This is a genomic window from Paraburkholderia terricola, assembly GCF_900142195.1.
GTDB classification, from domain to species: domain Bacteria; phylum Pseudomonadota; class Gammaproteobacteria; order Burkholderiales; family Burkholderiaceae; genus Paraburkholderia; species Paraburkholderia terricola.
Genome location: NZ_FRAB01000055.1, coordinates 19,208 through 42,265, shown reverse-complemented (window position 1 = coordinate 42,265; position 23,058 = coordinate 19,208). Strand labels below are relative to the sequence as shown.

Annotated in this window: 29 protein-coding genes; all 29 read left to right on the top strand. The window is 64.7% G+C overall.

Annotated elements, in window-relative coordinates; all coding sequences use genetic code 11:
- On the top strand, positions 1-986 hold a 986-nt coding region (locus BUE39_RS29930), incomplete at its 5' end, for a helix-turn-helix domain-containing protein (RefSeq protein WP_073432276.1).
- Between the two features lie 14 nt (positions 987-1,000).
- Complete coding sequence (locus BUE39_RS29925) at positions 1,001-1,861, top strand: molecular chaperone DnaJ (RefSeq protein ID WP_073432275.1); 861 nt, start codon at positions 1,001-1,003, stop codon at positions 1,859-1,861.
- A 343-nt stretch (positions 1,862-2,204) separates the two neighbouring features.
- Positions 2,205-2,768: a helix-turn-helix domain-containing protein gene (locus BUE39_RS29920; RefSeq protein WP_073432274.1), complete on the top strand. Its 564-nt coding sequence runs from the start codon at positions 2,205-2,207 to the stop codon at positions 2,766-2,768.
- Positions 2,650-4,698, top strand: a complete 2,049-nt coding sequence (locus BUE39_RS29915; RefSeq protein WP_318268422.1) for a phage terminase large subunit family protein — start codon at positions 2,650-2,652, stop codon at positions 4,696-4,698. The genes BUE39_RS29920 and BUE39_RS29915 overlap by 119 nt, the downstream gene beginning before the upstream one ends.
- A 22-nt stretch (positions 4,699-4,720) precedes the next feature.
- On the top strand, positions 4,721-4,927 hold the full coding sequence (locus BUE39_RS29910) for a phage head-tail joining protein (protein ID WP_073432272.1): 207 nt from the start codon (positions 4,721-4,723) through the stop codon (positions 4,925-4,927).
- Entirely contained in the window at positions 4,924-6,447 is a 1,524-nt protein-coding gene (locus BUE39_RS29905) for a phage portal protein (protein WP_073432271.1), read from the top strand. The genes BUE39_RS29910 and BUE39_RS29905 overlap by 4 nt, the downstream gene beginning before the upstream one ends.
- Positions 6,448-7,611 (top strand): head maturation protease, ClpP-related, encoded by a 1,164-nt coding sequence (locus tag BUE39_RS29900; RefSeq protein WP_073432270.1) that lies wholly within the window; start codon positions 6,448-6,450, stop codon positions 7,609-7,611.
- 36 nt (positions 7,612-7,647) lie between these two features.
- The gene (locus BUE39_RS29895) at positions 7,648-7,989 is read left to right on the top strand and encodes a head decoration protein (RefSeq protein ID WP_073432269.1); all 342 of its coding nucleotides are present in this window, start codon (positions 7,648-7,650) and stop codon (positions 7,987-7,989) included.
- 84 nt (positions 7,990-8,073) lie between these two features.
- Positions 8,074-9,072, top strand: a complete 999-nt coding sequence (locus tag BUE39_RS29890; protein WP_073432268.1) for a major capsid protein — start codon at positions 8,074-8,076, stop codon at positions 9,070-9,072.
- A gap of 10 nt (positions 9,073-9,082) precedes the next feature.
- On the top strand, positions 9,083-9,379 hold the full coding sequence (locus tag BUE39_RS29885) for a head-tail joining protein (protein ID WP_073432267.1): 297 nt from the start codon (positions 9,083-9,085) through the stop codon (positions 9,377-9,379).
- 37 nt (positions 9,380-9,416) lie between these two features.
- Complete coding sequence (locus BUE39_RS29880) at positions 9,417-9,953, top strand: phage tail protein (protein ID WP_073432266.1); 537 nt, start codon at positions 9,417-9,419, stop codon at positions 9,951-9,953.
- On the top strand, positions 9,946-10,473 hold the full coding sequence (locus BUE39_RS29875) for a hypothetical protein (protein WP_073432265.1): 528 nt from the start codon (positions 9,946-9,948) through the stop codon (positions 10,471-10,473). The genes BUE39_RS29880 and BUE39_RS29875 overlap by 8 nt, the downstream gene beginning before the upstream one ends.
- Before the next feature lie 4 nt (positions 10,474-10,477).
- Positions 10,478-11,155, top strand: coding sequence for a phage baseplate assembly protein V (locus BUE39_RS29870; protein WP_073432264.1), 678 nt, complete (start codon positions 10,478-10,480; stop codon positions 11,153-11,155).
- Between the two features lie 244 nt (positions 11,156-11,399).
- Positions 11,400-11,753 (top strand): hypothetical protein, encoded by a 354-nt coding sequence (locus tag BUE39_RS29865; protein WP_073432263.1) that lies wholly within the window; start codon positions 11,400-11,402, stop codon positions 11,751-11,753.
- Positions 11,754-11,878: 125 nt separating this feature from the next.
- Positions 11,879-12,115 carry a hypothetical protein gene (locus tag BUE39_RS29860; RefSeq protein WP_200799527.1) on the top strand — a complete coding sequence of 79 codons (237 nt, stop codon included), beginning with the start codon at positions 11,879-11,881 and terminating at the stop codon, positions 12,113-12,115.
- Between the two features lie 2 nt (positions 12,116-12,117).
- On the top strand, positions 12,118-12,462 hold the full coding sequence (locus BUE39_RS29855) for a GPW/gp25 family protein (protein WP_073432262.1): 345 nt from the start codon (positions 12,118-12,120) through the stop codon (positions 12,460-12,462).
- Positions 12,459-13,352: a baseplate assembly protein gene (locus BUE39_RS29850; RefSeq protein WP_073432261.1), complete on the top strand. Its 894-nt coding sequence runs from the start codon at positions 12,459-12,461 to the stop codon at positions 13,350-13,352. The genes BUE39_RS29855 and BUE39_RS29850 overlap by 4 nt, the downstream gene beginning before the upstream one ends.
- Positions 13,345-13,908, top strand: coding sequence for a phage tail protein I (locus BUE39_RS29845; RefSeq protein ID WP_073432260.1), 564 nt, complete (start codon positions 13,345-13,347; stop codon positions 13,906-13,908). Before BUE39_RS29850 ends, BUE39_RS29845 begins: the two co-directional genes overlap by 8 nt.
- Positions 13,908-14,975: a gp53-like domain-containing protein gene (locus tag BUE39_RS29840; RefSeq protein ID WP_090518886.1), complete on the top strand. Its 1,068-nt coding sequence runs from the start codon at positions 13,908-13,910 to the stop codon at positions 14,973-14,975. The genes BUE39_RS29845 and BUE39_RS29840 overlap by 1 nt, the downstream gene beginning before the upstream one ends.
- An 8-nt stretch (positions 14,976-14,983) precedes the next feature.
- Positions 14,984-15,427: a phage tail assembly chaperone gene (locus BUE39_RS29835; protein ID WP_073432258.1), complete on the top strand. Its 444-nt coding sequence runs from the start codon at positions 14,984-14,986 to the stop codon at positions 15,425-15,427.
- A 127-nt stretch (positions 15,428-15,554) separates the two neighbouring features.
- Positions 15,555-16,724: a phage tail sheath subtilisin-like domain-containing protein gene (locus tag BUE39_RS29830; RefSeq protein WP_073432257.1), complete on the top strand. Its 1,170-nt coding sequence runs from the start codon at positions 15,555-15,557 to the stop codon at positions 16,722-16,724.
- A gap of 35 nt (positions 16,725-16,759) precedes the next feature.
- Positions 16,760-17,263: a phage major tail tube protein gene (locus BUE39_RS29825; protein WP_073432256.1), complete on the top strand. Its 504-nt coding sequence runs from the start codon at positions 16,760-16,762 to the stop codon at positions 17,261-17,263.
- An 84-nt stretch (positions 17,264-17,347) separates the two neighbouring features.
- Entirely contained in the window at positions 17,348-17,731 is a 384-nt protein-coding gene (locus tag BUE39_RS29820) for a phage tail assembly protein (RefSeq protein WP_235004995.1), read from the top strand.
- Between the two features lie 106 nt (positions 17,732-17,837).
- Positions 17,838-20,267, top strand: a complete 2,430-nt coding sequence (locus BUE39_RS29815; protein WP_073432255.1) for a phage tail tape measure protein — start codon at positions 17,838-17,840, stop codon at positions 20,265-20,267.
- Between the two features lie 8 nt (positions 20,268-20,275).
- Positions 20,276-21,157: a phage tail protein gene (locus BUE39_RS29810; protein WP_073432254.1), complete on the top strand. Its 882-nt coding sequence runs from the start codon at positions 20,276-20,278 to the stop codon at positions 21,155-21,157.
- Complete coding sequence (locus BUE39_RS29805; RefSeq protein ID WP_073432252.1) at positions 21,132-21,338, top strand: tail protein X; 207 nt, start codon at positions 21,132-21,134, stop codon at positions 21,336-21,338. Before BUE39_RS29810 ends, BUE39_RS29805 begins: the two co-directional genes overlap by 26 nt.
- Positions 21,339-21,347: 9 nt before the next feature.
- Positions 21,348-22,400, top strand: coding sequence for a phage late control D family protein (locus tag BUE39_RS29800; protein ID WP_073432251.1), 1,053 nt, complete (start codon positions 21,348-21,350; stop codon positions 22,398-22,400).
- Between the two features lie 102 nt (positions 22,401-22,502).
- On the top strand, positions 22,503-22,964 hold the full coding sequence (locus BUE39_RS29795; RefSeq protein WP_073432253.1) for a hypothetical protein: 462 nt from the start codon (positions 22,503-22,505) through the stop codon (positions 22,962-22,964).
- A partial coding sequence (locus BUE39_RS35960; RefSeq protein WP_327083071.1) for a glycosyl hydrolase 108 family protein occupies positions 22,961-23,058 on the top strand: 98 nt, incomplete at its 3' end. The genes BUE39_RS29795 and BUE39_RS35960, both read left to right, overlap by 4 nt.

Below are 23,058 nucleotides of genomic sequence, written 5' to 3'. Positions count from 1 at the left end.
TGGTGCTGTTCGTGATCGCCGAGTACACCAATGCGATGGACGACACCTGCTGGCCGTCTGTCGAAACGATCGCCGAGAAGGCGAGCCTCTCGGAGCGTTGCGTCAGCAATCACCTCGACGTAGCGGAGCGCAATGGATGGCTGACGCGCTGGAAGTCGCGCAGGCCGGCGCGTCGCTGGGCACATGCGCACTATAGGCTGTCGATCCCGGCGGACGTCGCGCGCCGTCAGCGTGATGCCATTGATTTCGATCTCGCGGACGATGCTGTGATGTTGGGCAATCCGGAATCACGTTCAGGTAACCCTGTGGAGTTGGATGAACGTGGTTCCGAAGTTGCACAGGAATCGGGCAATCCGGAACGATATTCCGGTAACCCTGCGGAACTGGCTGAACGTGGTTCCGAAGTGCCGGGCGCGGAGCCCTTGCCGGCGGTGAATCCGGAAAGTTACCGGAACCACGTTCCTACTAATAAACCAGTAAACAGAAATACAAGTAAACCCTCTCTATCTCAACCCTTAGCGGTTAACGAAGCTAAGGACGTTCAGAGAGAAAAACAGGACGAAGCGGATTTATCGCTTGAGCGTTGGATGTTCGAGCGGATTCGGACTCGCCTGCACGATTTCCCCAAGCCGGACATGAGTCAGTGGGCGCGTGACGTCGACGACATGCAGCGCGTCGATGGTCGTAGCCGGGAGGACATCGCGCGGCTGTTTGGGTGGGCAAACCGGGACAGGTTCTGGGCGAAGATCATCACGTCGCCAGCGCGTTTGCGAAAGAACTGGGAGGAGTTGCGCCGTCGTCGCAACGACGCGCTGACTGTCAGGCCCGCAAATGCGGCATCGCAAACCGTGAGTGCGGCTGACGATCGGGTCTGTGCTCACGTCGAAAACGGTTGCCGATGCACGCATGCCGCCACGACCATCATCGGCGCCGGTTCGACGCGGCGCGGCTATTGCCGACAGCACATCGGCCAGTACGAAGACTGAGGACCGGGGGAACCATGTACGAAATCGAATTGAAAGAGCAGGTCGGTGTCGCCATCAATCCGCGCTCGCAGACGGCCGACTCGGTCGGCGACGTCGCGTTGAAGATCGGCGCGCTCGCCAGGGTCGACGAACTCGGCGCATTGCTGCTGCGTATGAAATACGGTGACGACAAACGCCGGTCGGGGTTGCATCGCGCGGTGCTACTTCTCGCGAAGCGCGAGCGTTCGAGCGTGCGGTTCCGGCGCGGAAAATACATCGCGTTCAAGCGCGAGATTCGAGAGGCCCCGCACGCGACGCCGCAATCTCCGATGGCCGATGTGATCGAGCGATTCTCCGCGGCTGTGCTCGAAGCGTGGCTCGATGACATGTGCGGCGCGTGCAGCGGGCGCGGCAACGTCGGTGGCAAGGAAGATGTTGAGTCGGGCACCGCTGCCTGCGGCACTTGTGGCGCGACAGGCAAGGTTGCAGTCGGTAGCCATGTCACGCCATTCTGCTCATGGCCGTATGGAGTCGCGCGCGACGAACCGGTGAAGCGAGGCCAGCGTTATGAAGCGCCGACGACTGGTTTGCCCGTTTGCGAAATGATGACGCGGACAGAGTTTGATGGATGTCCGGCGTGCGCCGGCATTGGCCGGATCGTAACCCGGGCGAGGTCGGTGTCGCGTCAGGTCTGCCGCGTGTGCAGTGGCACGGGCAAGCGCTGGCAGATTCCGGCGCAGCGCGCGCACGCAATGCAGGTGTCGCTCGGCCAGTATCAGGCCCACTGGCATGAGCGGTTCGAGTCGTCGTTGCGCATGCTGGCCGCGCTCGACGAGTGGACGGATCTGCAACTGCGTCGTGAGCTGCGCGCAAAACCACTTGCGAATCCAAAATGATTCGCATAGACTCCGTTTCCAATGAAGTTCGCTGGCACCGCGCGTTAGTCGTGCAGCCCTTTCGAGACACAACAACAATAAGTGGAGCTCGTTAGGTACGGCGGGTCCGCTCGCCTGAACAAAACGAAACGAATACCCAAAGCCCTGAGTGCGCAAGCCTCGGGGCTTTTGCATTGGACCTTCCAAAAGGCGCAGTCATCGGCCCGGATAGCCCGCCCAGCAAGGCTTTGAGCGAGATGCGGCAAGGCCACGACGCAGCCGGGGACCCTATAGCCGTTCTGGACACGGGGGCTCGCACCCGCGTTTTTTCTCTACTGGCGATTCCCCAGAGGGGGTCATATTCATGCCAACCCAACAGCAGATCGCCGACCACCTGGACCTCGACCAATCGGCAGTGTCGCGTCTCGTCAACAAGCTCGGTATCGACTACCGGCAGGCGTCGATTGACGACATCCGCATCGAGTACATCCGGCACCTTCGAGGGATCGCGGCCGGCCGTGTTGGCGACGGCGGATACGACCTTGCCACCGAGCGCGCGATGACCGAGCGTGTCGAGCGGGAGATCAAGATTCTCACGCTCGCGGAGAAGAAGGGGCAGCTTGTCAACGCGGAGCAACTGGAGCGCGCCTATGGCCAGATGGTCGGCGCCTTCCAGTCGGACCTGCTGTCGCTGCCGGACAGGATCGCGCAGGAGATGCGCACGCTCTATGGGGTCGACGTCGATGTCGAGTTGTTGAATGAACACATCAATGGATGTCTCGAGCAGCTGGCTGGATACGACCCAGACCGTGCGCGCAGTGATCCGGCGCCTGGCGAAGCTGCTGACGCCGGCCGAGAAGATCGGGACGACGGACTGGGCGAGGCGTTATCGCCGTCTGAGTGCGAAGGCAGCGGCGAGCCCGGGTAAATACAACCCGGACATCACGCCGTGGGTGCACGGCATGCACGCCGCGCTCGACGATCCGCGCGTGCAGAAGGTCGTATGCATGAAGTCGGCGCAGGTAGCCTGGACCGATGGCGTTCTGCTGAACTACGTCGGGCGACGTATCGACATCGATCCGTGCCCGATGATCATCATGTTCGCGAAGGAGAAGTCGGCGAAGAAGTTCAACCTCGAGAAGTTTGAGCCGATGGTCGAGGTGACGCCGCGCCTGTCCGCGAAACTGCCGGTGCATGCGGGCCGCGACAAGAACAACCTGTGGGATCACAAGACGTTCGCCCGAGGCTTTCTCAAGTTCATCACGTCGAATGCGCCAGACGATGTGAAGTCGACGCCGGCGCCCGTGGTCGCGGTGGAAGAGCCTGACGACGCGAACCAGAACGTTCGCGAGCAGGGCGATTCGATCACGCTGCTCGAGGAGCGCAACAAGAGCTACTCCGACAGCCGCCGCAAGGTGATCTTCGGCGGCACGCCGACGATCGACGGCTTCTCGCGCATCGCGCAGGCTTATGAGTCGTCGGACCAGCGCCGGTATCTGGTGCCGTGTCCCGATTGCGGCGAAGAGCACGAACTAGCCTGGGACAACGTCACGTGGTCCGAGAATGCGGAGAAGCCGCACGAGGTGTTCGGGCTGGCAACGCCTGAGTCCGCGCGTTACGCGTGCCCGTTCTGCGGCAGTCTGTGGGACGACACCGCGCGCTTTCGGGCGGTGCGCCGAGGCCGGTGGGTTGCGACCGCCGCGTTTCACGGCGTCGCCGGCTTCCGTCTGAACGAGCTCGTGTCGCCGTTTCCCGGCTCGCGCCTCGCGGAGCTCGTCAAGAAGCGGCTCGTCGCGGAAAAAGCGCTGCGCGCGGGCGACGACACGAAGATGCGCTCGTTCGTGAACAACACCGAAGGGCGCCCGTACCGATACGAGAGCGATATTCCGGAGATCGATCTGCTCGCCGAACGTGCGCTCGACTATGACGTCTTCACCGTGCCGGCCGGCGCACTGGTGCTCACCGCCGGCATTGACGTGCAGCATGACCGGATTGCGATCGTGCTGCGCGCGTGGGGCCGTGGTGAAGAAAGCTGGCTGGTGCTGTGGGATGAAATCTACGGCAACGTGCTCGAGCAGGGCACCGATCCGATGGTCGGCGGCGTATGGGGCGCACTGACTGATCTGGTCACGCAGGGCTACCGGCATGCGAACGGCTGGGTGCTGCGCGTGAAGGCGGCGTCGATCGACTCGTCGGACGGCTCGACGTCGGATGCGGTCTATCGCTATGTGCGCGTCGCGCAGAAGCGCGGCATCAACATCATGGCGATCAAGGGCGCGAAGCAGATCGATGCGGAAATATTCAGCGTGCCGAAGGCGTCGGTCGACTCGGTGCGTAACAACAGCAAGGCCGCGAAGTACGGTCTGCGGCCGTACATGGTCGGTGTGAGCAAGGCCAAGGATCTGGTCCTCGATAACCGTCTCAAACTCGAAGATGACGGCGCCGGCCGCATGCACTGGTACAGGGGCGTGCGCGCCGACTATCTGCAGCAGCTCACCGCGGAAGTGAAGGTGCCGGGTCGCATCGGCAGCAAACGCATCTGGCAGAAGAAGGCGGGCGCGCGTAACGAGGCGCTCGATTGCGAGGTGTACGCGTTGCACGCGGCGCGCAGCATCAAGACGCACCTCATGACCGAGGCGCACTGGATGCTCGAGCAGCAGCGCCTCTCGCAGGTCTCGCTCTTCGACGCGGTGCCGGTCGCTACCGGCCTGCCTGGCGTCGCGGATATCGAGCCGCCGCCGGATCCACCGGTGACGACGACCGCGCCCAGCAACACACCCGAAACCCCGCCCGCCAGCGGGGTTTCGCGCATTCAGGGCCGGCGAACCGCGCGGTCAACGTATCTGAAGCGCCGATAGCAGCACATCACAGGAGCACGGTATGGCTTACACAGCGGCGGATCTCGCCCGCATCCAGTCCGCGATTGCCAAGGGCGAACTCGAAGTGCAGTACGCGGACCGCAAGGTCCGTTACCGCACGATCGCTGAACTGCGTGAGGCGCAGACGGAAATTGTGCGCGCGCTCGATCGGGCGAATCCGCGATCGCGCGTGTTTCGCCTTCGGCACGGCGGCAAGGGGGTGCGATGAACGATGCAGGTAACCGCACCTATCCGTCACTCGCGAGGCGCGGTTTCGTCATGCCGACCCGCCTGAAAGCGGCGGCCTATGAAGCCGCAAGCTCCGCTGGCGCACGCGCCCGATCGTGGCAGACCTCGGGCGCCGGGCCGAACGCCGCAGCGGTGCAGAACCTGCCGCTGATCCGCAGCCGCGCGCGCGACGCGATCCGCAACGATCCGTGGGCGAAGACGGCGATCGCGCGGCTGGTGTCGAACACGATCGGCACCGGCATCCAGCCGCATCCGCAGCATCCGGATCCCGCTGTCCGGCGGCAGCAGAAGCAGCTGTGGGACGACTGGGTCGGCGAGTCCGACGCGGACGGCCTGCTCGATTTCTACGGGCAGCAGACGCTCGCGGCGCGGGCGTTCTTTGGCGACGGCGAGGTGCTGGTGCGCCGGCGCATGCGTCACCCCGATGACGGGCTGCCGGTGCCGCTGCAGCTTCAGGTGATGGAGGGCGATCTCCTGCCGGTCGAAAAGAATGAACTGCGGCCGGATGGTGGCGAAATCATCAACGGCGTCGAGTACGACGCAGACGATCGCCGGGTTGCCTATCACCTGCTGCGCCGTCACCCTGGCGAGTACAACCGGATGACGGGTGGGGGTCTCGTGACCGTGCCGGTTCCGGCTGACGACGTGGCGCACGTGTTCCAGCCGTTGCGCGCGGGGCAGGTCCGCGGCGTGCCGGAGCTGTCGACCGTGCTGCTGCGTTTGCACTCGCTCGATAACTTCGACGACGCGGTGCTGTTCCGGCAGGAAATCAGCAACCTGTTCGCCGGCTTTCTCGTCAAGCCGAACGCGGAGCCGGGTCTCCTGGGCGATCCGGTGACGGGCGAGGGGCTGGTTCTGGACTCGGACGGCTTCTCGCCGGTTGTGTCACTCGAACCCGGCACCGTGCAGGAACTGGCGCCGGGCGAGGACATGCGCTTTGCGACGCCGCCCGGCGCCGGAGCCGATTACGGCCCGTTCATGCGTCAGCAGCTGATGGCCGCCGCCGCATCGGTGGGCATGCCGTACGAGATTCTCACCGGCGACCTGCGCGAGGTCGGCGACCGCGTGCTGCGGGTGCTGCTGAACGAGTTCCGGCGCTCGATCGAGCAGCTGCAGTGGAACATCTTCATTCACCAGTATTGCCGCCGCGCGTGGGCGTGGTGGGTTGACGCGTGCGCGTTATCGGGCGCGATGCCGATGCCGGACTTCCATCGCACACGGCGTGAATACCTGCGCGTGCGCTGGGTGCCGCAGGGCTGGCCGTACATCCATCCGGTGCAGGACGTGAATGCGCAGAAGCTGGCGATCCGCTCGGGGCTGACGAGCCGCTCGGCGTCGATCCTCAAGCAGGGCGAAGACCCCGAACAGGTCGACGGCGAAAACGCTGCCGACAACGCGCGGGCCGATGCGCTTGGCCTGCGTTACGACACCGATCCCCGCTCGCGCGACATCGCGGGTGATGGGGTGCCCGATACGCACATTCAGAAGCAGGAGCCGTAGATGAAAAACCGTAAGTGGTGGGACATCCGGGCGATGACGAACGCGCAGGGCGCGGCCGTCGCCGAGATCCGGATTTACGACGAGATCGGATTCTGGGGCACCGACGCCAAGACGTTCATCGCGCAGCTCGACACCGCGGCGGCCAGTGCGACGGAGGTGATCGTCGCCGTGAATTCACCTGGCGGCGACGTGTTCGACGCCTTCGCGATCTACAACGCGTTGCGAAGGTACGCCGGCAAGGTGACCGCGCGGGTCGATGGCGTGGCCGCGTCTGCAGCCGGACTGGTGGTGATGGCGGGCGATCAGGTCGTGATGCCTGAAAACGCGATGCTGATGATCCACAACCCGTGGACGATTGCGCTCGGTTCGGCGGCGGATCTGCGCAGCACGGCCGACATGATGGACAAGGCGCGCGAAGGCATTCTCGCGGCGTACCGGCGCAAGAGCGGCCAGACGGATGAGCAGTTGACCGCGATGATGGATGCGGAGACGTGGCTCACGGCGCTCGAAGCGCAGTCGCTTGGCTTTTGCGACGTGATCGAGGAGCCAGTGCGGCTCGCCGCGTCGACCAACGCGGCGGGCCTGCTTGCCCGTTTCAAAAACTCGCCGGAGCCGGTGCAGGCGCTGGTCGAGGCAGAGGGTGATGCGCCGTCGTCGCCGCCCGCTGACCCGCCGTCCAATGACCCACCGGTCAATGATCCGCCGGCGCCGATTTCCCCCGAACCCGCTCCGCCTGCAGAAAACCCGCCTGCGCCCGCGCCACAGGATCCGGACCCGGTTGTCGTGCGTGAAGAACCGGGTGTGCTGGCCGCTCACGTGTTCAACGCCTGCCGCGCAGCCAACCTGTCCATGTGCGCGGAAAGCATCGTGACGCTCACCGCACTGAAGGATCGCGCAACGATCGATGCGGCGATCCGGGACGCAACCGACATCGCGGGGCTGTGCCTTGCGGCGAAGTTGCCGGAACTGACCGCGCAGTTTGTGGGCGATGGCCTGAACCCCGACCAGGTGCGCGCGCGACTGTTCGACTGTGTCAAGCAGTCCCAGCCGCGTGTGAATAACCGGCCGCAGCCGGCCCCGAAAGACGCTGGCCGATCCTCCTCCGTGGGTCCGAAAGCATCGTCCATCTACGCCGCCCGTCAGGGCGTCGCAAAGTCACTTTGATAACGGCGCTATTGAGGCGCAGAAAGGAGCTGCTGTATGACCATCAGGACACAGGGCACGCTGACCGGCGAGTTTCTTCTCTCCGAAGGCGAAGGCCAGATCTCGCGTGAGCGCATCGTTGTTGCGAAGGGCGATGCGCTACCCGCCGGGCAACTGCTCGGCACGCTCGGCACCGGCGAATACGCGCCGTACAACAACACCGCGGCAGACGGTTCCGAAATCGTCACGGCGATCCTGTATGCGCCGCTGCCCGCATCCGGGGACCCGCGCCCCACGGTCGGCATTGTTCGCCTCGCAGAGGTTGCGGAAGCGCGCCTCACGGGCCTCGATGCCGCGGCCCGCAGTGACCTCGCTGCCCACTACGTGATCGTGCGCTAAGCCGCGCCATCGTTTCAACCATGTGGCCGTCGCTCGTCAGTCCAGATCGCGACGGCGGCGTCACAGCTATTCAGGAGAGTCTTTATGGCGGATATCGCCCTTTTCAACGACGACGCATTCTCGCTGTCGTCGCTCAGCGCTGCGATCAACGAGCAGCCGTTCGTGCCGAGCCGGCTTGCAGCATTGGGCCTGTTCGAAGAGCAGGGCATCACGACGACGGTGGTCCAGATCGAGAAGGACGGCGACACCCTCGCGCTGGTTCCGGCTGGCATTCGTGGCTCGTCGGCCAGCGTTGTCGTCGGCAGCAAGCGTCAGATGCTGCCGTTCAATACGGTGCACCTGCCGCAACGCGCAACCATCGGCGCCGACGAAATCCAGAACCTGCGCGCGTTCGGCTCGGAAACCGAACTCGAAGCGCTGACGACGGTGGTCAACCGGCGCCTTGGCAAAATGCGTCGGCAGCTCGACGCGACGCACGAGTTCCACCGGATCGGTGCGATCAAGGGACAGATTCTGGATGCGGACGGCAAATCGGTCGTCGTGGATCTGCTCAAGGCATTCGACATCGAGCAGACCGTGATCGACTTCGAGCTCGATAAGGTGGCTGACACCGAGATCCGCACGAAGTGCCAGCTGGTGCTCGACGCGATCGAAGACGCACTCGGCAATATCCCGTTTACCGGCGCGCGCGTGCTCTGCGGCCGGAAATTCTGGAACGCGCTCATCGTACTGAAGACGGTCAAGGAAACGTACCTTGCTACAGCGATGGCAGCGTCGCTGCGCGGCGACACGCGCGACGCATTCGATATCGGCGGCTGTACCTTCGAGCGCTATCGCGGTCGCGTCGGTGATGTGGGTTATGTGGCTGACGATGAGGCGCATGCGGTGCCGGAGGGCGTGCCGGATCTGTTCATTACGCGTTTTGCCCCAGCCGACTATGTGGAGGCGGTCAACACGACCGGTCTGCCGTATTACGCGAAGCAGGAGCTGATGGACTTCGGCAAGGGCGTCGAGATCGAGGCGCAGTCGAACCCGATTCACCTGTGCACGCGTCCGAAGGCCGTCATCAGGTTGACGGCCTGAGGAGACACGTATGGCGTTCCGTGATCTGGTCGCGGATCTCGACGATGCCGTGATCCGCGATCTGGCCGACGACGACATCACGGTCGACGGTGAGCCGCTGCGCGGCATGTTCGCCGCGCCCTGGCTCGGTCCGGATCTCGGGCGGCAGCGCACGCAGCTCGAGCATCCGCAGGTGAGCGTGCGCGATGCCGACGCCGTCGCGATCCGCGAGGGCAGCGTCGTGACCGTCGGCGCCGATGAGTACGTCGTGTTCGAACTGCAACCCGACGGCACGGGGTGGACCGTGCTGCTGTTAAGACCCCGCTGATGAATGCTGCTAAGACCCCGTTGATGAGGCCCTGCTGATGGATGCACTGAAGGTTGAGATCGACATCCAGGAAGTGACCGCCGCGCTGCAGGGACTGTCACCGTCCGCCATGCAGGCTGCGTGGCGCCGCACGCTGCGCAAGACCGCGGCGTGGATCAAAAGCCAGACCGGCAAGGAAGTCTCCCGCGGCACGCAGATCCCGCAGAAGGTGATCCGCAGCCGGCTGTACTTCTTCATGCGTTCGGCCGATACCGGTAAGGTCTGGCTCGGGCTGAATCCGGTCGAAGCCCACCGGCTGGGATCCGTGCGCGAAACGAAAAAGGGCATGCGTGCCGGACGATTCGCGTTCGACGGCGCATGGCGGCAGACGAGGGCGAAACCGGACGGGCCGATCTACCAGCGCACCGGCAAGGCCCGCACGCCGTTCGAGGTCGTGACGGTGAACTGGTCGAAGACGGGCGACCCCGCGTTCCGTCGCGCGGCGCAGATGTGCGAGGCGCGGCTGATGACGATCCTGCGGCAGGAAGTGAACTACGAAATCCAGAAGGCGACAGGAGAACTCCGGCGTGCTTGATAACCTGAAAACGCTGCACGACGCGATGATCGCCGGCCTGCGGGCGGCGCTCCCCGACATCTCACCGATCGATGCGTATCCGCGCATCGGCCGGAAGATTCCAACGCCCAGCATTGCAGTAGAAATGTCGGAAATGGAACCGGGACATGATCCCGGCACCGGTCAGACGTCGCTGATCGGACGCTTCCAGGCGCGGGCGATCTGCGACCCACTGGCGCCACACGCGGATCTCGCGGTGCGCGAGCTGGCCGCGCGCATCGCGTGTGCCGTGCATGCGCAGACGTGGGGTGTGCCGGTGACACCGGCGAAGCTGGTGCAGATCGGTGACGATCCATTCAAGCCGGAGCTCGACGCGTATCTCGTCTGGCTGGTCGAGTGGACGCACGAATTCGATCTCGGCGATGTGGCCGCGCCGTTTCCGTCCGCCGGCTCCGCTGTGCTGTGGGGCATCGATCCGGATACGGGCACCGCGCCGGGCGCAGAGTATCTGGATCCGGCACACGATCCGTCCGGAGGATAGCCACATGAGCGACTACGAGATCGGCGAGATCGATCGCCTGATCGCGAGCATCGTGCAGGCCGGCTATATCGACGACGTGCAGTACGACCCGCCGCGCTGCCGGGTGCGCAACGGCGAGTGGGTCAGTGCGCTGTTGCCGTGGAAGACGTTTGCGGCCGGGCGGGTCAGGACGTGGTGTCCGCCCTCGGTCGGTGAGCAGGCCGTCGTGCTCGCGCCGTCGGGCACGCTGGCCGGTGCGTTCGTGCTGGCCGGCTTCTATAGCGACACGCACGGCGGGGCCAACGGCAATGCCGCGAACCTGACGGCGACCGACTGGCCGGACGGCGCGCACGAGCATTACGACCACGATGCGCACGAATATGTCCTGTCGGTGCCGTCGGGTGGCCGGATCGTCTTCCGCATCGGTGACACGCAGATGGAACTGACGGCGGACGGCATCACACAGAGCGCGCCGAAGCTGCTGGTCGATGCGCCGGACTCAACCTTCACTGGCAACAGCACGACGCAGAAGCGGCTGACGTTTCAGGGCGGCATGACCGGCAGCAATTCGGCGGGCGGTCCTGCATCCGAGATCGACGGCGACGCCAACTTCACCGGCACGGTGAAATCGAAGGGCGTGTCGCTGCCGGATCACACGCATATGAGTAACGGTGCGGGGGCGCTGACTGATCCGCCTGACTGACTACTGCAAAGCTACTTTGCTCCTGTTTTTTGAGGTCCATACATGTGCTGTGCAACCCATGACGGAAGGACTATTTCAAGGTCGCGCGTCGAAGGGCAAAGTCTGATCACGTGCCTGATCGGACGCAGTCTTTTGTGGTTCGCCGCTGACAGGCGTTTGCGGATCCTGCCACGGCCTGGGCACGGCGGCTGTCCGACACACGTTGATGGCGGAGCCTTGAATCCCGTTTAACAGGAGAGAAAAAATGACTTTGGAAGATACCGTTGTACGCTCAATGATCGACCGCATTCCGCAAGGGGTTACGTTGGGTCTGGACAACAATCAATGCCTTTACTATCAGGATGCGGGCCCGGCAGCAACATACGTGAAAACGGTGCAGCAAGAAACGGCCAGGATCTTCCTGAAGGCATCGGACCGGATTCAGAATGCTGTGCGGGATACGACATCGTCTATCGATTCTCAAGGGAGACCGGCTGTCTATTACCTTGTCCCCGTTGCCTGGCTTCCGGGCCTTATGCAGTGGCATTTCAACGCGAACAAGCATCTGGAAGCTCCGCCGACTAACTTGTGGACCGGGGTTGATCGCCTGCCTGGATAGACGGAATCGATCCTGTCTGTCCTGAGAATATCAACGCGTTCGATGTCAGCCCGCGGGTGAGGGCGTTGCCGTCGAGCAATATATTTGGCCTCGCTATCGCGGGGCCTTTTCATTGGAGCTTCGATATGCCACTAAACAAGGACGCTTCAGTGGCGCCGCTATCCGCGGTGTTGTCCGTGCAGTCACCCGCCGTCGTGGCGCCGGTCAGGTTTCGCGACGAGGCATTCAAGTCGCGCACGCTGGTGCTGGCCGACGGCCGGACGCTCGCCGTCGAAAAGAGCACGGTGACCGCTACCGACGAGGAACAGCTCGCGCTGCTCGAACGCCATCCCGATTTCGAACGCGTTGCGGACGGATCCTGACGATGGGCGCGGGTACGGCGCTGGTCGGCATGGACCGGCAGACAGGCAGGCCGATTGCCGGCATCGCGCATCTGAAGCAGAGCATCGGCGACATCCTGTCGACGCGCAAGGGCACACGACGCGAGCGGCCCGAATACGGCTCGGACATTCCCCGCATGGTCGATCTGCCGGTGTCGCGCGGCTGGATTTCATCTGCGCAGGCGGAAGCGGCCCGCGCGATCGGACGGTGGGAGCCGCGCATCAGGGTCTCCCGCGTCACGATCGCATCGATCGTTGATGGCCGGGTGACGTTCCGCATCCAGGGCGTCTACGAAGGCGACGACGCAGTTTTCGAGGTGACCACGTGACCACCATTGATCTGAGTGCGATCGATCCGCCGGATCTGGTCGACACGCTCGACTTCGAGGATATCTATCAGGAGAAGCTCGTGCATTTCAGAAGCATTTACCCCGGCTGGAGTGCGGCGCTCGAATCGGATCCCGTGGTGAAACTGATCGAGCTTGCGGCCTACCGTGAGGTGCGGTTCCGCGCGCGGGTCAATGACGCCGCACGCGCGGTGATGCTGGCTTTCTCGACCGGTGCCGATCTTGAACACCTGGCGGCGCTGCTCGACATCGGACGGGCAACCATCGATCCAGGCGACTCGGACGCAAATCCGCCAGTCGGGCCGACGCTCGAAGGCGACGACCGGCTGAAGCTGCGCACGCAGATGTCGATTGAGCGCTCGACGGTCGCCGGTCCATCCGGCAGTTATGTCGCGCTGGCAATGAATGCCTCCGCCGACGTGCTGGATGTGAAGGTGGATCGTCCGGAGGCGGGCGTCGTCCGCCTGACGCTGCTGTCGGCGGTGGGCGATGGCGTGCCTGACCAGGCATTGATTGACACCGTGACGGCGGCGGTCTCGCCCGAGGATGTCCGGCCGCTGAACGACGAAGTGCTGGTGACAGCCGGCGAGCCCATCAATTTCGCCGTCGAGGCGGACGTCCATGTCGGTAGCGGTCCGGGCGGTGAAGCGGTCTTCGAGGCACGCCGCGCAGCACTCGGGAAGGCGATCGCCAGTGCCCGCCGGCTCGGTGCCGGCATGTCGCTGTCCGCGATCTACGGTGCGCTGCATCCGCCTGACTCCGGCGTGATCGATGTCGAGCTGCGATCGCCGGCGGCGCACGTTATCTGTACGCCGCGGCAGTTCGCCAACTGCACGTCGATCGTGCTCAACATGAAGGTGGACGATGCGTGACGCACTTTTGCCGGCCAACCAGACCCCGCTCGAAACGGCGCTGGCGATCGTCATGGCGCCGGGTGTCGATCCGGAAATCCTGCGCACGCTGTGGGATGCCGACCGGTGTCCGCTGCGATGGTTGCCGTGGCTCGCGTGGGCGCTGGCGGTCGACGGCTGGGAGCTGGCCGAATCGGAGGACGCAAAGCGGGCGCTGATCAAGGGCTCGCTCGCACTGCACCGAAAGAAGGGCACGCCGTGGGCGGTGCGCGAGGTGATCCGCCGGCTCGGCTTCGGCGAGGTCGAGCTGGTCGAAGGACGGCTCGCGCGACGTCGCGACGGTTCAATCACGCGCAATGGCGACCACGTCCACGGACGCGCGAACGCGTGGGCCGAATACATCGTGAAGCTTCAGCAGCCGGTCACGCGCGATCAGGCGGACAGCCTGAAGGCCGTGCTCGGGCGCTACGCACCCGCGCGCAGTCTGCTCGCGGTACTCGACTACACGGCTGTGCCGATCCGCCATAACGGCGTCGCCATGCGCAATGGACAATACAACAGAGGGAGTGTCGCCTGATGGCAGACCTTGTGGAAATCGCCCAGTGGGAAGAGGGCGTCTATCAGCTGGAAACGTCGGACCCCGTCATGGGTGGCCCGGACGGAGTCGACAACCGGCAGGCAAAGCAGCTTGCGAACCGCACGCGCTATCTGAGGGCGCAGCAGGAAGCGCACGCGGGCGCAGAGAACCCGCACCCGCAATACGCGACGCTTGTCGCCATGCAGGCCGCGCTCGCGGCGCTGGTGAATGCCTCGCCGGCCACGCTCGATACGCTGAAGGAGCTGGCCGATGCGCTCGGCGACGATCCGGATTTCGCGACGACGGTGACCAACCTGCTCGCGCTGAAGGCCGCACTCGACTCGCCGCTTTTCACGGGTACGCCGAGGGGGCCGACGCCGGCGCAGTTCGACAACAGCACGAAGCTTGTGACTACGGCGTTTCTCAGTCAGTCCGGGCTCCAATACTCGCCACTTCATTCGGGCCAGGCCACCGTCGCATCGACAACGATGGACAACAGTTACATCGGTTCGCGAGTGGTTTTTAACAACACGGCCAATCAGGCCGCGACGCTCCCGCCGATCGCTGGATTGCCTAACGGGGCAAGCGTCCATTGCAGCAAGGTCAGTACATCGTCGAGCGGGATCGTCACGATTTCCGCGGCGGGCGCGGACCAGATCGATAGTGGGACAGGGCTGGTCACGAGCGTGTCTCTCAACCCTGGCGAAGACTGCGTGTTTACCGTCCTGTCCGGCGCCTGGGTCATCAGCGGATCGTTCCTGTTCCGCCGCAATGCGTTCTCGCAGTCACTTGCCAATAACGGCTATGCGAAGCTGCCCAGCGGACTGATCGTCCAGTGGGGCACCAGCACGATTGCAACGCAATCGATGCAGACAGTCACGCTGCCGGTTGCCTACCCCAACGCCTTCATTCTGGCTGCGGGCAACACCGGTACCGTGATCTCGCCGAATGCGGCGTCCGTCTCGCTGGGTTTCCAGGGGAACGGGACGAAGACCAGTTTTAACGTGATCGCGGGCACGGCGTCGTCCGGTTCAACGGGTATTTCGTGGATCAGCATCGGGTACTGAGGGACATCATGGGACAGAAATTCGCAGCATACGACGCGCAGGGCGCCATCACCGGCTTTTACGACAGCGTCGACAGTCCGGTCCCGGACGCCGTCACGGCGGTCGGGATCACGGCGGAGCTGTGGCAGGAGCTGATCAACGGACAGGGTCAGGGCAGGCGCATCGCGCTCGACGCTGACGGCATGCCGGCGCTATTCGATCCGCTGCCACCGACGCGTGCGCAGCAGGCCGACATGATGCGTGCGAGGCGCGATGGCGCCCTCGCGGCGACCGACTGGCTGGTCTCACGGCACCAGGACGAAAAACTGATCGGCGACGGCACGACCCTCACGGCCGACCAGTTCACGGCGCTGCTCCGATATCGCCAGGCGCTGCGGGACCTCGCCGACGCGACCGGCTGGCCGAACGTCGAGCTGCCTGATGCACCCGGTGCGCCCGATTTCATGACGTAAGCGCCGCTCCGGCGTGTTGCCGGAGCCCGCGTTCCCTCACCGAAGCCGCCTGCCCAGGCGGCTTTTTATTTGCCTGATTTTTTGCCTGATTTTTCTGGCTGAATCTTCCTGATCCCTGGAGACCTTCATGGGTGCAACATCCTTTTTCCACGGCGTGACCGTGTCGCTGGTCGACACCGGGCCGCGCACCATCGCCGTGCCGAGCTCGTCGATCGTCGGCATGGTCAACACCTACACGCCCGGCGCGGATCGGGCCGCGCCCAATGTGCCGGTCCGGCTGACGAGCTACCGCGAGGCGGTCGCCGCATTCGGCGAAGGCAGTGCGATTGCCAAAGCGGCCCGCGCGATCTATGCGCAGAGTACAGCGGTGATTGTCGCCGCGGGCGTGGCTGCTGGCGGTGAACCGGCAGCGCTCACCTCGGCGATCATCGGAGGCGTGAGTGCCGGCGGCGCACGCACCGGCCTGCAGACGCTGCTCGACGCGAAGTCGAAATACAACGTGCAGCCGCGTCTGCTGCTGGCCCCCGGTTTCTCGTCGACGCAGGCGGTCGCGACCGCAATGGACTCTCTCGCGGGCAAGCTGCGCGCGATCGGCATCATCGACGGCCCCAACACCGACGACGAAGCGGCGATCGCCTACGCGCAGAACTTCGGCAGCAAGCGGCTGTACATGGTCGATCCCGGCGCGACGTTCTGGGACACGACCGCGAACGCCGACGTCGATGCGCCGGCCTCGTCGTACGCGGCAGGTCTCTTCTGTCAGACCGACGCGAACATCGGGTTCTGGGCGTCGCCGTCGAACAGGGAAATCACCGACATCACGGGCACGAAGCGGCCGATCGAGTTTCTCGACGGCGATGAAACCTGCCGCGCGAACCTGCTCAATAACGCGAACATCGCGACGATCATCCGTGACGGCGGCTATCGCCTGTGGGGTAACCGGACGCTGTCGGCTGATGCCAAATGGAAGTTCGTCACGCGGGTGCGCACGCTCGACATCGTGATGGATGCGGTGCTCGCCGGCCACAAGTGGGCGGTCGATCGCGGCATCACGGCCACGTACGTGAAGGACGTCACCGAAGGGCTGCAGGCGTTCATGCGTGACCTGAAGAACAGGGGTGCGCTGATCAACTTCGAGGTGTATGCGGACCCGGAGCTGAACACCGCGACGCAGCTCGAAGACGGCAAGGTGTACTGGAATATCCGCTTCACCGACGTGCCGCCGGCAGAAAACCCCAATTTCCGCTTCGAGGTCACCAACCAGTGGCTGACCGAAGTGCTCGATACCAATCCCTGATGGCAACCCCTGATACCCACCTGAGGAGGTGATGCGTGACTCCGGAAACACTTTATAACTTCAACGTCTACAGCGACGGCAAAGGTTTTGCGGGCCGCGCCACGCAGTGCACGCTGCCGAAACTGAAGATCAAGACCGACGATCATCGTGCCGGCGGCATGGACGCGCCGGTCAAGATCGACCTTGGCATGGAGGCGCTCGAGGCGGCGTTCCAGATGTCGACGATGGAGCGCGACGTGCTGAAGTTCTTCGGTCTTGCCGATGCGACCGCATTCAACGGCGTGTTTCGCGGTGCATTCCGCGACATCAAGGGCGCGACCAAGGCCGTCGCCGCGACGTTTCGCGGGATGCTCTCCGAGGTCGATGGCGGCGACTGGAAACCCGGCGAGAAGGTCGATGCCAAGTTCACAGTCTCTCTGACGTACTACAAGCTGGAGATCGACGGCGCAGTCCTACACGAGATCGATGTGCTCGGCATGGTGCGCATCATCGACGGCGTCGACCAGCTTGCCGAAATCCGCAAGGCGATCGGCATGTAACGGCATGGCGCCTCGGCACGGCAAAGTGACTTTTTAACCAACGGCGGGCCGCGCGGCTCGCCGTTTCTATTTGAGGCGGGACAGATGGACAGCAATGTGGATAACAACGCGGCGGGCAACGTGGTCAGTAACGTGGTCGGTAGCGTGGTCAGTAACGCGACCGATCGCATCGACAGCGTCACCGTGAAACTGGACTATCCGGTGGCATTCGACGGCGTCGTGCGCGACACGCTGACGCTGCGGCGCCCGAAGGTGCGCGACATGCGCGCCGCGCAGAAGATCGCGCCGGGTGACGAGGAAGGGCAGGAACTGGCGATTTTCGCGGCGCTCGCGGGCGTGTCGCCGAACGACCTGGAGGGCATGGATCTCGGTGACTATCACCGCGTCCAGGATGCCTACTTTCGCCTCACATCCGCTGGCACGCATCAGCCAGAAAACGCTCAAGGCGCTGGCAAAGCGGCTGCTTAAGGAGCACGGCGTGCAACCGGCCTCGATCGACGACATGTCGCTCGACGAGGTGATCTGGTGGCTGACGGATTAACGCGTTGATGGGCAAACGGGATGGAGGGAGGTGATGGCAAACGACATCGCACTCGGGATCGTGATCGGTGGTGCCGTGTCGGCGACGTTCGGCCGCGCGATCACCGAGACCAGTTCGCGGATCGTGGGTCTGCGCAAGACCGCGAACGAAACGCGGCTGTGGCAGCGCACGATCGGCGAGACGGTGAAACTGCAGGACGAATTCCGCCGCCTGCACGCGGCGGGCGATCGCGCAGCCGACGGCATCCGCCGCAAGATCGAATCGAACCTGCGCACGCTGCGCGAGAACGGCATCGAGGTCGACCGGCTCGACCGGGCGTATACGCGGCTCGGGCGCACGGTGCGTGGTCTGGAGCTGAAGGCGTCCGGCCAGGAGCGGATCGCCGCCGGCCGCGATGGCGCGCGTGGCGCGATCGGCGACGCGGTGAAATTCTCGGCCGCCGTCGCGGTGCCGGCGACGATCTCGGCGGACTATCAGGCGATCATCCGCGACATCGCGATCAAGGCGGGGATTGCCCGCACGGCGCAGGAAGCGTCGATGGGCGAGCGCATCCGCCGTGACGCGCGTGATAACGGCATCGGCCGCAACGAGCTCGCCGACGCGGTCAACCAGATGGTCGCGGGCGGCATGGAGGTGGGCCGCGCGCTCGACTTTGCGCCCCTTGCCGCGAAGTTCGCAATCGGCCAGGGCGCGACCACGGTCGAGACCGCGCGGATGATCCAGGCGCTGCAGCAGAACGCGAGGATTACCGACCCGAAGCAGATGGCAAAGGCGTTCGAGGCGATCGCGTTTCTCGGCAAGGAAGGCTCGTTCGAATCGGCGGACATGGCCCGCTGGTTTCCGGTGCTGCTCGCCGAAATGCAGAAGATCGGCATCACCGGGCAGGACTCGGTGACGCAGCTGGGCGCGATGCTGCAGGTGCAGATGAAGACGGCCGGCACTGCGGACGAAGCGGCTAACAATCTGAAAAACTGGTTCTCGAAGATCGGATCCAATGAAACCGCGAACAACTACAAAAAAGCCGGCGTCGACTACGAAGCCAAAATGCGTGAGGCGATCGGCAAGGGCTGGTCGACGCTCGAGGCTTCCTTCGTTCTCGCGCGCGCGTATATCGAGCGTACCGATCCGGCGAAGGCGAAACAGCTGGCCGACGCCGCAACGCGCATAAACGGCGAGTCCGATCCGGACAAACGCCGCGCGCAGATCGCCGCGTTCGAAGACACGATGAAGACGGGCGACCTCTTCAACGACATGCAGGTGAAGGCGGCGCTGACCGCGTACCTGCAGAACGCAGACCTGTACCAGAAGCTCAAGCGCGAGTCGGCGCAGGCGAGCGGCGAGATCGCGAAAGATCTCGCCGACCGGCGCGATGCGTCGAAGCAGGTCTGGAGCGAGGTCGGGCAGCAGTGGAACGATGCGATGCGCAGCATCGGCGACGCGTTGCGGCCGGTGACCGATGCGGTCGGGCACGCGGCAAAGACAGCGGGTGAGGGGCTCACGAAGATCACTGATGCGGCGCCCAAAACCACGATGGCGGTCGCGGGCGTGGCGGCCGGCCTGATCGCCTATCGCGGCGCAAAGTCACTTTTCCAGATCGGTCGCGGTGCGCTCGACCTTGCGCGCGGGTCGATTCTCGTTGCACGAGGCGGCGCACGTGGTGGAGGGGGCGGCGCAGCCGGTCCCGTTGGGCGTGCGATCGAGGCGCTCGGTGGCGCCGCGGCGTCGGCCGGCGTGCAGCGTGTCTTTGTCGTCAACATGCCCGGCGGTGGCCTGGGTGGCGCTGCCGGTGCCGTTGCCGATGAACTGGCTGCAGCGGGCAAAGGCAGCGCGATCGGAAACGCGGGTGGCAAAAGCGGGCGCTTTGCCCGTGTATTCGGCGCTGCGCGTGGCGTCCTCGGTCGCGTCATGCCGTATGCGGGGAAGCTGGCGATGGCGGGCACGGTGCTGAAGCTCGGGCTTGCGGCAAACAATGCGTATGCGGTCGCGACCGGCGACGACACGCGGGCGGCAAAGGCGCAGGGCTTCGCGGGTATCGCCGGCAGTCTCGCCGGAGGCGTGCTGGGTGCGAAGGTCGGCGCGATGATCGGTGCGTTCGGCGGACCGGTCGGTGCGGCGGTCGGCGGTCTCGCTGGCGGAGCACTCGGGACGTTCGCGGGCGAGAAGGCGCTCGGCGCGGTCGCGAAACTCGCGTTCTCGCACAACGACGGTCAGCCGCCGGCGGTGGCTGAAGCACTCGCGAAAGCAAAGGCCCTCGAAAGGCCGTCTGGCGCTGACAAGCCTGTCGCGAAGATCGACCAGCAGAACACCTTTGCGCCGGTATTTCACGTGACGTTCCAGGGCGAGCCGGGCAGCGACGCGGCGGACCGCTTCCTCGCGAAGGTGTCGCCGCAACTGCAGCGCCTGATGAAAGACGAACTGGCGAAGAACAACCGCTCGGCGATGTTCGACAGCCCGCATCTGTAGGAGGCGGTATGGATTTCACAAGACAGATCACGCAGGCCGCGACGCAGGCGAGCATCGCCACCGAACGCGTGCGCAGCATGAGCCGCGTCTATGAACGCAACCGCGCGGCGAGCGCGAACACGGTGGCGGTGCTGCAGAAGCTCGCCACCGGCAACCTGACGAGCGCAGCCGAACTGTTATCGGGCGCGGGCAGTGCGCTGTCGGTCGCGGGCGATCTCGATCCGAAGGTCGGCACAGTGGTGCGCAGCTTCAACGCCGTCCAGTCGTCGGTCAGCAGTGTCCTGAAAATCGCCACGGCATCGAATCATCCGCTGGTGAAATCGGCGGCTGACTCGGTGAACACGGCGCTCGGAGACGTGCGCACCAAGTTCAACGCGTGGGCCGGCATCAAGGAAGCTCCATCTCCTGCATCGCTTGCGACGTCGACGGGCGCCGGGGCGCTGCTGTCGGGCCTGCTCGGCGGTGCAACGGGCGCCACGCCCCACCTGATGACGCTCACGTCCGACGTCGGCGACACGTTCCACTTCAACCTGTCGACCGCTGCCTTCGACAGGCTGCGGCGCACGACCAAGTACAGGGTCGCGTCGCAGGAGCGTCTGAACCGCCAGGAGGCGCTGCAGGCGGTCAGTCAGGGCGGCGAGACCATCACGCTCTCGGGCGTGGTGTTCGCCGCCTCTGGGCCGGGAGCCAGGCAGATCGATGCCCTGCGCGCGATCGGCGACCGGATGGTGCCGGTGCAGCTCACGACCGGCTACGGCGAGGTGCTCGGCCGCTGGTATCTGGAGGGTGTCGACGAGGAGCAGGAGGCGCTGATGTCGGACGGCGCCCCGCGCAAACAGACCTTCAGCCTGGAGTTCGGCCGCTATGGCGAAGACTATAAGAACCTCTGACGGCGACGTGCTCGACGAGCTCTGCTACGCGTTCTACGGGTCGCTCGCGGGCGTGGTCGAGGCGGTGTACGAGGCAAATCCGGGGCTCGCCGCACGCACGCAGCCGTTTGCCGCGGGAATCCTCATCACGCTGCCCGACCTCGACGTGCAGCGTGATGAACCGGTCCAGCTCTGGACCTAGGGAAGACTTATGCAGGCCATATTCCAGATCGTCGCGAACGGCGACGACATCACGCGCGTGATCCAGGATCGCGTGCTGCGCATCCGCACGGTGGACAAACCGGGGCTTGAGTCGGACGAGTGCGAGATCGAGCTCGATGATCGCGACGGCAGGATCCAGTTTCCGCCCAAGGGCGCGACGCTCAGAATCTCGCTCGGCTGGAGCGGCAGGGGCCTGTCGTTCATGGGCGAGTACGCGGTCGACGAGGTTGCGCTCAAGGGGCCGCCCGCATCCGTCGTAATCCGCGGCAAACCGGCGAACATGCGCGCCACTGCGAAAACGCACCGGTACGGTAGCTGGGAGAACGTGGAGCTCGCGGACATCGTCGGTGACGTGGCCCGCCGCAACCGGTGGACGGCCGCATGCAGTGTCGACGCCCAGGTGCCGCGTGCCGACCAGTTCGGCGAGAGCGATCTGCACTTCATCACGCGTCTTGCCCGGCAGCATGGTGCCACAGCGACGGTAAAGGCAGGCAGGCTGATCGTCGCCGGTCGTGGTGCCGGCCGGAGCGTGAGCGGCAAGCCGCTGCCCGTGATCACGCTCACGCCCGACATGCTGCTCGACTACGAGATCACGTTTCCCGATCGCGCGAGCTTCGTCGCGGTGCGCACGAAGGTGCATGACACTAAGACCGGAAAGAAAATCGATCTGACGATCCCGAACCCCGATGCGCCGCCCGGTGCATCCGCGGTGCACACCGAGCGGCATGCGTTCGCGAGCGCCGAGGCCGCGAAGGCGGCCGCGAACGCCCGTCTGCAGAAGCTGAATCACCACACGGCCAAAAGCACGATGACGATGACCGGCCGGGCGGACTTTGCGGCCGAGAAGACGGTGACGCTCAGGGGCTTCAAGAAGGAGGCGGACGGCGATTTCCTCGTCGAGTCCGTGACGAACACCTACGCGGGGCGAAGCTGGGAAACGCAGGTCGAGCTGAATGCCGGCAACCGGGGCAAGGCGAAGGTCGGGCACGGGAAAAAGAAGGGCAGGAAGATCAGTCTCGTGGTGCCGGCGCCGCCGCACTGACGCGATTGACAGAAGACAAGAACCAGCAGGACAGCAACCAGCACGAAAACGAACCGCCCGCACTTCGCGCGAGGCGGTTTTTTTATTGGACGGACGGGCCCGATGGGTGAACAGCACAACAACGATCTGGCGGTGCAGATCGCGCGTTTCGGCGAGCAGCTGCGCAGCGTCGCGGCAAGCCTCGAGGACATCAAGACATCGGTGCAGCCGGTCGCCGCGCTCGACCGGGCGCTCGCGCAGATGTCGATCCACAACCAGAACGCGCGCAAGGACATCGAGCTGCTGTGGGCGCGTGTGGATGAGGGAAAGAAGGAACGCGATGCGCTCGAAGCGCAGATCGGCGGCGTCGACGACCGGGTCGCGGCGATGAAGAACACGGCGAGGGGCGCGATGTGGGTGCTCGGGATTGTGCTCGGCATCGTCCAGACCTTCCTCGTCGGCTCGATCGTGTGGGTGTTCACCCACATCAACGAAGGCGACATCCTCAACCGGTTGCAGCAGCAGCGCCTCGAGGTGCTGGAACAGACCGTGACAAGAGATGCCAGACAGGGAACCAGACAATGACACTTGACGAAAAAATCGATGCGCTGATCGGCCGCGAGGGCGGCTACTCGAACAATGCGCTTGATGCCGGCGGCGAGACGATGTGGGGCGTGAC